Source organism: Peribacillus sp. NPDC055009, from assembly GCF_053608705.1.
The window spans coordinates 1-10,816 of record NZ_JBSGVZ010000040.1; the positions used below are offsets into that span (position 1 = coordinate 1).

A 10,816-nucleotide genomic window follows, 5' to 3' on the forward strand; every position below is an offset into this window, starting at 1 on the left:
CTTAAGGTCCTTGCCAGACTATTTGCTTTTTCATTTAATTCTCTATACGTTAGTTTATTTTCTTCATATACTACCGCGATGTGATCAGGTGTTTTCTCTACTTGTTCTTCGAATATTTGTTGAATGGTTGTATCTTTCGGATATTCCGCATCTGTATGATTAAATTCTTTTAATAATTGGTTCTTTTCTTCTTCTAATAATAGCTCTAATTCTGATACTTTTATCTCTTTGTTATTTAGCAGATCACTTATCATATTTTCTAAGTATCTTGTCATTCTATTAACTATAGTTTCATCAATAACTAAGCTATTAAATTTGAATTTAAATTCGATTCTATCAAAAGTCAGAATCTGTAGATCTAAATTATAATTGTCCCTTTCAACAATAGAATAATTTTCTATAGATAAAATATTATCTTTTTTTACATTTAAGGGATAATTTTCTATTGTAACTACTGAATTAAAAAGCTCCTCATTCGTTTTTAAACCGCAATATTCCTTAATATCAATTAATGGTGTATTCTCAAATTCCTTTCTATTTCTCAGCGTTTTATCAATATTTCTAACTAAATCAATGAATGATATATGATCTTCTGATTTTACTGTCAGTGGAATAATATTTATAAATAAACCAACCATATTTTCTATGGATCTAATTTTTTCTGACCTTCCTGACACTGTTGTTCCAAATATAACTTCTTGCGAGTTACTGTACTTTTGCATTAAAAGTCCCCAAGACGTATATAGCAATGCTGCTAAGGTTACTCTATTTGTTTCAGCGAATTTTTTGATTTTATTTGAACTTACCTCATCTAGCGAATATAAAATCTCTTTATATTCACCTTTTGATTTCCCTTCGAAACAGCATATTGGATTGCCTGAATCAATAAAATGGTCCCAATACTCTTTTTGTTCATTCTTGTTAAGATTTGTTGTGTATTTAACAAACTCACTAAATTTTGTCTTTATTTGCACTTTAGGACTGCTTCCACGATAAAAACTTGAGTACGCTTCAACTAACTCATTTAAAATGATTCCATTACTCCAGCCATCGTAAATAATATGATGATTTGTAATAATCATATTATATTGATGATTGTCTAGTTTACATAAATAAACTCTTATTGTTTCCTTTGTTAAATCAATTCTAGTACTAAAATCCATTGATTTAATATCTTCTACGGCACCTTCTTTATCTAACTTTTCAGTAAAATCATAATATTGAATTGTTATCCCATGATTTTTTTTCACTATTTGTACTGGATTCTCAATACCCTTCCATCTAAAAACAGTTCTCAACATTTCATTGTTTTCAATCACGGAATTCCATGATTTTTCTAGCAAATCTAATTTAATATCTCCGGAAATGGTTAAGCTTAATTGCTCGTGACACTCTCTGCTATCTTCATCCATAACATAAGAAAATAACATACTTTGTTGTAAGCTAGTTAATCCCATAATATTTTCTATAATTTTTTTATCTAACTTCTCCATTAAGTGATTATCTCCCATTTTCTAATATAATTATTAATATTCAAAAAAATTTCTAGGATGTTAACTTTTATGTATAACTTCAAAATTATTCTGCCATAGGGACTACTATGGCTCATTTTCTCGGCATAGTAGTATACAGCATCATTTTTAATCAAACAAAGAATCTAACTCCTCCTGTGAAATTCCTGCGGCATCAAAATCTGATGGAGTAAATTCCTTTAAATCCTCATTCGTACATTTATCCAAAATTAATTTAAGTGTATCAACATAGCTATCCATTAGTTTTTTTATTGTTTCATCCTCAAACCTATTTCTACTATAGGTAAAGCTTATCTTTAATTTTTTATTGACAACTATAGCATCTATATCCATTAATGATGTTAGTGAATTTTTTTTATCACTATCCAAACCAAATTTAATATTTGAGAAATTTAGTCCTTCCCTATCAAAGATGGTGTCAAAATCTCCAAGGTAATTGAATCTTATGTGCTTATTCCCCTTATCTCTTAACTCATTATTCAAAAACTTCAGTATACTATAGTTGAAACCTTTGTTTGGAATATTTCTAAGCTGCTCTTTTAATGATTTAATATTATTATTTATATCTTCATGGTCGACAACAAAATATGCAGGAAACATACTTGTAAACCACCCAATGGTTCTAGATACATCAATATAGTCATTTACAAATTCTCTTCCGTGTCTTTCAAGTTCAATAACAATATCACTTCTATTAGTTAAATCATTAAGGGTGATGACTAATGCAATGATTAAAGTTTCATTGAGTTCCAAATTATAAATTTCATTTACTTTTTTTATTAAATTATTTAATGTATCTTCATCCAATTCTTTATACAAAACATTAGCTGTTCCTACAGTATCTTCTTCTCTATCATCATCTACCAGATAGGTAAAATCTCTATTCGAAATTTGTTGCCAATAGGCCTTTTCTGTATCAAAATCTTTCTTACTATACTCTTGTAAAGCTTCCGCCCATGTTTTAAAGGAATGTGTTTTCATAGGCAACTTTACTTCTTTTTTATCATTTAATTGTTTTAGTATAGTTAGGAAATCGTCTAATATTATCCTCCAAGATATCCCATCTACTATTAGGTGGTGAGCTGTGAATAACAGCACTTGTCTTTCTCCCCCTAAATGAAACATCGTTACATGAAATAAAAGACCATTTTCTATATTTAAATGAGCATTAACCCAATCATTTATATGATTGATTTTTTCATATTGACCTTCGTAGGAATATTGGGATAAATCGAAATACTCCACCAGGAAATTCTCATTTATATATTCATTATTGTAAAATAACCTATGATCTTTCTTATCATAGTTCATTCTTAAACCGTCATGATGCCCAATTAATCTATTTACAGCAACTCTAACTAGATCAATATCCAAAACGCCGGTGTACTCCAATAATACATGTTGGTTATACAGATGTTGATTTTCAAAATCTTGATTAAAGAACCATTCCATAATAGGTGTTCTTTCTACAACTCCTTGAGCTTGTTCTTGATTTATAGATTTCAACTCCTTACTTTCCTCTATCGTTGCGGCAATTTCTTCGATAGTGTCATGGTCTAATATATCTTTTATCTTAATCTCCAATCCTTTATTTTTTAGCTTCGAAGAAATCTGAATCGCTTTTATAGAGTCTCCTCCAAGCTGATAGTAGTTATCATTCATACTTATATTTTCTACACTTAATATTTCTTCTATAGCTTTAACTAACTCTTTTTCGGCTGAAGTTGAATACTCTACAAATTCTTGTTCCATTATTATTGGTTCCGGAAGGAGATGATAATTCACCTTACCATTTACGGTTAATGGTATCTTGTCAATAAATATAAAGTTAGTTGGAATCATGTAATTAGGTAAGAATTGCAAAAGCCATTCTTTTAATTCGAAATCATTAATTTCCTTTTTATTTACTATATATGCATTCAATAACAAATTTTCTGATGGATTTTCTTTATATACAACAACTGCATCTTTAATAAATTCATTTTCTAGTAAGTATTTCTCTATCTCACTAATTTCAACTCTGTGTCCTCTTATCTTTATTTGATTATCAATTCTCCCTATATATTCAATAACTCCATTTTCCAAATACCTTGCCATATCACCAGTTTTATACATTTTTTTCCCTTTGTTTACAAATGGATTTTCAACGAATCTTTCACTGGTTAACTCTTCTCTATTTAAATATCCTTTAGCAACGCCATCTCCGGAAGCATAAATTTCCCCAACAAAACCTGTTGGAACTATATTTAATTGCTGGTCTAATATATAAATTTGCACATTATCAGCTGGATATCCTATTGGTACTGAAACACCTTTATCTATTTCTTCATCATATTTATATGTCATACATCCAACTACAGTTTCTGTTGGTCCATATTCATTAAATATCTCTATACTTTTACCAAAACTTTTGTGAACTTCTTTTGCTAAGTTTACCTTTAGATCTTCTCCACCTACAATAAATCTCTTTATATTAGAATTTCTATTATCCCTGTCCTTTAATAAAGTTAGATGTGCGGGTGTTAGCTTTACAACCGTCGATTTATTTTCTCTTAATATTTTATACAGAACAAATTCTGTCTCATCATTTTCATAGATGATTATTCTATTTCCAGAAATTAATGGTGTAAATATAGAAGTTACTGTTAAATCAAAGGATATGGAAGAATATAGTGCCATACTTTCATCTTCACCCTTTAAATATCGCTTATCAGCCCAACATATATAGTTTGTCAGGCCTTGATGTTTAACCATTACTCCTTTTGGCTTTCCAGTTGAGCCCGATGTATAGATGATATAAACTAAATCATTTAAATCATTTACATTTGTTAAAATTTCTTTATTATAAAAACTTAAATCTATATCTCTTATATTGATTATTGTTCCTTGACATTTAATATTTGTATCTACCTCTAAATTTGTTAATAACATCTTACTGTTGGAATCTTCAAGCATATAATTTATTCTTTCAATTGGATAACTAGGATCAATAGGTAAGTATACTGCACCTGTCTTTAGAACCCCTAGAATACTAATTAGAAGATCTATTGAGTGTGTCTGCATTATCGCAACATTAGATTGCTTACTTAAACCTTTTTCTCTTAAGAAATCTGATAATTGATTTGCCTTTTCATTAAGTTCTCTATACGTTAATGTTTTTTCTTTAAATTCCACAGCCACTTTATCTGGCGTTTTCTTTGCTTGTTCTTCAAATAATTCACATACTGTTTTCTTCGGATACTGATTAGCTGTTGAATTTAAATTAAATACCTTATGTATTCTTTCTTCTTCATTAATAAGTTTAATGTTATTAATGGTTAGCTCTTCATCTTTTAATACCTGATTAATTATATTCGTCATATATTGGTACATTGTTTTAATTTGATTATCTGTATATTCTAGTGTTTTATAATCAAAATTTAGTTCTATATTTTCATCTTCTAATTCCTGAACCACAAGTTGTAATGAGTGGCTTTGATTTCCAGAATGATATTCCTTAGACTCAACCTTTATGGTGCCATTGATATCATTTTTATATTTGGAGTTATAGTAGTTTACAGACATCTTAAATAAGCTGTCATATCCATCTTTATTTATCTCTAAATCTTTAACTAAAAGATCATAAGGATATTTTTGATTGATAAAACAAAGCTTCAACTCCCTATTAATCTGTTTTATTAGATTCCCTATATTTAACTCTGTATTTAATTTAAATCTAAAAGGCATTGTACTTGTAAACATGCCTACCATGCTCTTTTGAGCCTTACTAGACCTATTAAATACCGGTGTACCTATTACTAAATCATTTTTATGTATGCTTTTATTTATATACAGAAGTGATATTGCTATAAAGAAGGTATTTAAGGAACATTTTTCATCCTTGACAAAGTTTTGTATCTTCTTTGATAAATCGCTATTAATGTAAAAGCTCATTCTTTTACTATCTAAACTATTCGATGAGTTGTATAAAAACTCTTCTGGTATGTCATGTAACTTTTCTTTCCAAAAGTTTTTGTTCTTTATGAATTTATCCGAATTCAAATACTCTTGCTCTGCCTTAATAAAGTCTAAATATGAGTAACATTCATCTGCAGAAACCTCAAAATTATTTATTAATCTACTATATATTTCACAAATTTGATTTTGTATAAGCGTAATTGCCCATCCATCACATATGCCGTGATGAAATTGGATTACTACACCGCATTCATTTTCGCTTATTTTGTAGATAGCAAAAAAATATAATTTACTATCATCTAACTTAAACTGGTTTTCAAATAAACTTTTTACCCATTTTTCATGTTGCTCTTTAGGCGTTTCAAACTTACTAAAATCTAAAAAATCTATACCTTCATAATGAAATTCTTTAACATATTGAATTGGTTCACCATGTTTTTCTGTAAACCTTAATCTTAAACCATCATTATTTTTTATTATGATATTAAGCGTTTTCTCCATACGGTTAATATCTATCTTTCCTTTTATTTTTACACATCCACCTATATTATGAAGTTGAGAATTTGTATTAATTTTATCGGTAAACCATATTCTCCGTTGTGGATGTGTTAATTGATAGTATTCCTTATTATGTACGCTCATTTCTACCCCTCTAATCTATTATGTATTTAAAAGTATTTAATGTTCTCTTTATATTCTTACTCAATTTTCGCATACTGAAAATGTGCTACCTCCCCCCAAAAATTAATACTTCGTGTACTAAAAAAATCAAGAATACCTCTAAAAATCGGTATAACATTGAGCATAGGGAACTCATTTTGATTTCCAATCAAACTTATTGTGAATATTTGCCTTAAGGAAATATTCACAATAAGTTAACGGCTTGATAACAAGTGTTTAGCTTCCGCCGATTACCTTTGAGGTGATATAACACGAAATCGAACGAAAAGTATGCCCTTTTTGTTTCCACATGGAAGAATCTTTATTTTCCGCTAACGCTACCAATGTGGTTCAATATGCCTCCTTTCAAATAACTAATCGTTTATTTAACCTATCAATATCATCTATCCGAACACCTCCTATACAATGGAGAAGCCCTTATCCATTGTAACGAAAGGATTCGTCTAAAAAAGGAAGAATCAAATAATCAACCACTTGAAATTACATCGAAAAATCAGTAGAACATTTCGAAGTGATGAGTCCATCACGAATTACTTGAGAATCAGGAGCATTGTACACACCCTCAAACCTCAAAAAACAAGGAAAAGCTGTTTTTAATAGTCCCTTGTTCCTTCTCGAAACAGGACATTTCAACGGACCAATTCCTAGAAGATCAGGGATAACATTTCATAGGGTTACCTCTATTTGTCTTGTCTTTTTATCGGGTGACTGAGTTACTAGTTGGAAACATAGCTAGTTTGAGGACAGAAAATTATTTAGAGATGCTGATTAGACGCCTTAATTGTCTAAATCAAATCCCTTCATTGATTTGATATCTTAGAATATATATATTGCTTACCTTTATATTTACATAACGTATTCCCTTTATCCAACATCCGCTGTCACCGTTGAATAACCAACGTATTAAAGAATTCAATACAATTCTGTTATAAAACACCACCATCTAGGTACATAATCCTACATCTTAAACAGAGTATTTTTAGGAAACTTTTATATTATTAACCAGTTTTACCTTTTTATTCTTATTTAAGTCATAATTTAAACATATTTTCCATATAGTTGTCAAAGTAAAATTATGTATTTTTAATCACGAAATTGATAAAATTTGTATTTTTTTAATGTAAATATCCCCAAAACTATTTTAAAATTTATTTTTTATTTTGAATTCCGTTCTTTTCTCCCGAATTTCTTACCTATAAATTATGTATAGTGACTATTACTTCACCTTAAATCTCCATCTGATACCCTAATATAACTAAAAGCCTCGGAAACTCCATTCAACTTATAACATAATATCCATAAACAGCTTTACTTTCCCTGCTTTTAAGAAGTCCCTTTATGAAAAACCAGATCTTTTGGCTGACCCATGTAACAGGCTACCTATTCTTATTTCCTATCAAACTACCATGAAAATTCAAAATAAATAGTAAGGAAAAATAACAAATTAAATAAGACGCATACTTCATTTTTTTGAAAAAGAGCAGCGCCCTATTAAAAACCTCCTAATAAATAGGCTAATTTAGGATACTTCTGAAACAGTATATCCTAAGTTTTCTAACCTTCGGACCGAACTTCGATCAATGGAAGCTTGCTTTTGTTTATCAAAATAATCTTCGCCTAAGTTTACATACATTTCTTTTCTAGTTAAAAGATAATTAGAAATTCTTAACATGGCGTGAGCGACGACAATTCCAGCTTGTTTTCTTACTTTTCGTGCCGCCGTCCGTCTGTATAGAGCGCCGAGATAGTTCTTAGAGGCTCCAACTGAATGAGCAGCTTCCGTTAAGGTAGATTTTAAAAAAATATTTCCCTTTTTGTCTCTGGTTGATTTCCTTTTTCCTGCACTTCATTGTGTTCTGGTACTAGGGCCGTCAATGAACATAATCTGGCTGCACTTTCGAACTGTTTTTCAACGTCTTTTCCGATTTCAGCTAGAATTTGTTCGACCATCTGAGTGGCAATTCTAGGTATTGAATCCAATCATTCTATCCTTTCTTGATAAAATACCAACCCTTTGGGCTACCTTTTGATCATTTTTTTCAATTTGTTCAGTCAAAAAATAAATATGAGTTAGAATCGTTTTGAACATCATGCGTTGATGAGGATTCACATACCCACTCTGGGCAAGGATTAAATCATCTTTTTTCTTCTTCATCGAGCGTCGTGCAAAGTTTGCTAGTTTTTCAGGATCATCTCAACATTTGAGATTGTATGAAGCATGCCCTTTGATGAAACTCCCCTAAAATCCTTTCCTTCAGGGGTCATAACGCAGGCGGTAATGTTGTTTTTATGTACGTCCATTCCACATACTCGTTCAATGATAATTTCCATTGAAACCATCTTCCTATGGAGAAAAATTAGAGGCTGGTGCAAAAACCAAAATGGGGTAATCTACCATGATCGTTCCCCGTTAGGGATCGATAGTCTGTGATGTACCGTGGTCGTTGGAGTCAGACTAACGGATGAGCTCTAATGGCACCATAGTTCATCGACCTTCCTCACCCAGTCATAGAATCAGTATGGACGGTTTTCTACCATTTTAATTCAATGTGGTGCAGCGCTGGCCGTGCGCTTCATGATTGGCTGATGGGAATATTTTTGGTAATTTTGTATCATTTCATTACCCGTTCAAGTCATCTATTTCTCCTTAAAAACTACAAATTGATCCTGGACTTTTATAAGTACAAAGAAAATTTGTTGATACTTCAATAATCTGGGCTTTTTCTGAAAACGGAACTATCAGCCTTTTCCACTACCAAATTGGGAATAGCAGTTTCTAATGGTGTTTCCTAAAAATAAAACATGTCGCTAATAAAAAGGGCTATCTTATTAGCCCTTAAAATAAAATAGGTGAAGGTAAATGATTCGTTTTTCTTCACCTGTTTTTCTAATTTTATAATTATTTATTGGAAGTAGTTCACGCAATCCAGCTACCTTCAGTAAATTATGTGCCATAGCTAAGTTGCCTTACTCCGTTTGAACCTTCGCTAAGTCCCGAAGCGAAAAGCAACGGAAGGACCTATTTCCCTTGATATGACCAAAAACACTCTCTACCTCGATTTTTCGTCGAGCGTAAATTTGCATTTGATTCAGACCAAAGGTTCACTTTTGCTTTTAGTTCTTAATAAATTGGATTAAAATGCACCTGACGATTTCCTGCCGTCTTTCTACATTGCGATTATAACCGGGAATCCGAACAATCCTCGCGTTCATAAATTTTTAAAGTCATGTGTGAAACCATTCTTATCTATACGGGACGAGTACCGTTTTTAAAAAATCCTTGCGGTTATTTAGGCAGGTGTATTCATCCTTTTGTTCATCATATGCCCGGTTACTTGCATGACGAATATCCTTTTTATTGCTCCGTTTTTGTTCCGTTAAAAAAGTATTATAAGGAATCAAGGCTTCAAATTCTTTTTCCAAAGAGTAGAGATAGTTTTCTTCACTGCCATAGCCGGCATCTTCGATGACGTTTTACGGGAATAGTAACGATGTATTTTCCTTTGTCATTTGGATATTATACCCAGGTTTAGTTGTCCGTTATTCATATGATCATCTTTCATTCACATAAACGTCGCTGTATCGGTTTTCGAATAACTATTTCGATCGCCAAATAGAGCATTTTGTTGTTTGTATTTCACTTTCACTAATCGCGGGCCTAAGTATTCACGCACCAATTTCAATAGTTTCTTAACCGGACTGAGTGCCCATCGCTTTTCTTTTCGTTCCTAGACATTTTTTAAAAGCTGGATGTCCTTAGTTTCTTTTTTTACTTTCTATACTATTACTTTTTCTACTTGAACTAGTTTTTCTTCTGCTGTTAAAGTAGCCGTTTCGTCTTGATTAGACAGTTCATGATCTTCTTCATCTGCAATGGCCTGGATCTGTTGGTATGTCTTTCGATTTTCTCTTGCAGCTTCGCTTGCGTTCGCTTCAATTATTGTTCTGTCTAGGAAGTAGTTCTCCATTGTGATGTGCTTTTCTTCTATTAATTGATGGATCATTTCTTCAAATAGCTTCGGAAGGAGCTTTACCATTTGCTGTGTGAGAATTGGGTTAATGGTTCGATAATCCAGTTCCTGCAAAGCAGCCAGCCACATCAATGGAATTTTTTCTTCAACCAGTTTTACGATTTCACGACAGGAATAGGCTTTTAGAGAAAAGGTCATTATTTTGGGGATGGTATGAGCAACTCCGCCACCTTGATAGTATCCGAAGAATACGCTATCTTCAATTGATTCAATCATTTAATCGATCACACGGGCCACGTGATGCATCGGGGTGAGTTCTTGAATATCAAAAATCATAGTTGTTTGTTGAATATTGTTTGGAATAAAAGTAGCAATTTTTTGTGCTAAATTTCATAAAAAATGGGGTTGCCCCTAAAAGTCATTTTCCTGACTTTTGGGACAGCCCCACAAGCTATCGAATCACCAATTTTTATCATTTAAAAACTTGTACACAGCTTCCTCCCTTTCTTTCAAATTGTCTTCTCCAAATGGATCTAAATTCAATTCTCCATCGATTCTTCCATCTTTTAAATATATGATCCTATTTCCTCTCGTTGCTGCTTTGAGGTCATGCGTTACCATGACAATACTTTGTCCTTCGTTATTCAGTTGTGTTAGGATATCTAAAACAACCGT

7 protein-coding genes and 1 pseudogene are annotated in these 10,816 nt (G+C 31.6%); all 8 read right to left on the reverse strand.

Annotated features, from left to right (window positions below; translation table 11 throughout):
- The coding region (locus ACWF5P_RS26965; RefSeq protein WP_452445540.1) for a condensation domain-containing protein at positions 1-1,493 on the reverse strand (1,493 nt) is incomplete at its 3' end.
- Positions 1,494-1,640: 147 nt separating this feature from the next.
- Positions 1,641-6,131, reverse strand: a complete 4,491-nt coding sequence (locus ACWF5P_RS26970; RefSeq protein WP_452445541.1) for an amino acid adenylation domain-containing protein — start codon at positions 6,129-6,131, stop codon at positions 1,641-1,643.
- 1,833 nt (positions 6,132-7,964) lie between these two features.
- Positions 7,965-8,150, reverse strand: a complete 186-nt coding sequence (locus ACWF5P_RS26975) for an IS110 family transposase (RefSeq protein WP_230178907.1) — start codon at positions 8,148-8,150, stop codon at positions 7,965-7,967.
- Positions 8,134-8,325 (reverse strand): hypothetical protein, encoded by a 192-nt coding sequence (locus tag ACWF5P_RS26980; RefSeq protein WP_434168918.1) that lies wholly within the window; start codon positions 8,323-8,325, stop codon positions 8,134-8,136. The genes ACWF5P_RS26975 and ACWF5P_RS26980 overlap by 17 nt, the downstream gene beginning before the upstream one ends.
- 20 nt (positions 8,326-8,345) lie before the next feature.
- The gene (locus ACWF5P_RS26985; protein WP_230178903.1) at positions 8,346-8,501 is read right to left on the reverse strand and encodes an IS110 family transposase; all 156 of its coding nucleotides are present in this window, start codon (positions 8,499-8,501) and stop codon (positions 8,346-8,348) included.
- A gap of 636 nt (positions 8,502-9,137) precedes the next feature.
- Positions 9,138-9,254: a transposase gene (locus ACWF5P_RS26990; RefSeq protein WP_230178901.1), complete on the reverse strand. Its 117-nt coding sequence runs from the start codon at positions 9,252-9,254 to the stop codon at positions 9,138-9,140.
- A gap of 692 nt (positions 9,255-9,946) precedes the next feature.
- Positions 9,947-10,417, reverse strand: a complete 471-nt coding sequence (locus ACWF5P_RS26995; protein ID WP_434168916.1) for a hypothetical protein — start codon at positions 10,415-10,417, stop codon at positions 9,947-9,949.
- A gap of 183 nt (positions 10,418-10,600) precedes the next feature.
- Positions 10,601-10,816, reverse strand: a pseudogene (locus tag ACWF5P_RS27000) (ABC transporter ATP-binding protein); the annotation flags it as partial.

What these genes read in the sequence shown, in the direction of transcription:
- ACWF5P_RS26970 (WP_452445541.1), bottom strand. Translation starts at nt 6,131, where the DNA reads ATGAGCGTACATAATAAGGAATACTATCAATTAACACATCCACAACGG.
- ACWF5P_RS26980 (WP_434168918.1), bottom strand. Translation starts at nt 8,325, where the DNA reads ATGAAGAAGAAAAAAGATGATTTAATCCTTGCCCAGAGTGGGTATGTG.
- ACWF5P_RS26985 (WP_230178903.1), bottom strand. Translation starts at nt 8,501, where the DNA reads ATGGAAATTATCATTGAACGAGTATGTGGAATGGACGTACATAAAAAC.
- ACWF5P_RS26990 (WP_230178901.1), bottom strand. Translation starts at nt 9,254, where the DNA reads ATGCAAATTTACGCTCGACGAAAAATCGAGGTAGAGAGTGTTTTTGGT.
- ACWF5P_RS26995 (WP_434168916.1), bottom strand. Translation starts at nt 10,417, where the DNA reads ATGATTGAATCAATTGAAGATAGCGTATTCTTCGGATACTATCAAGGT.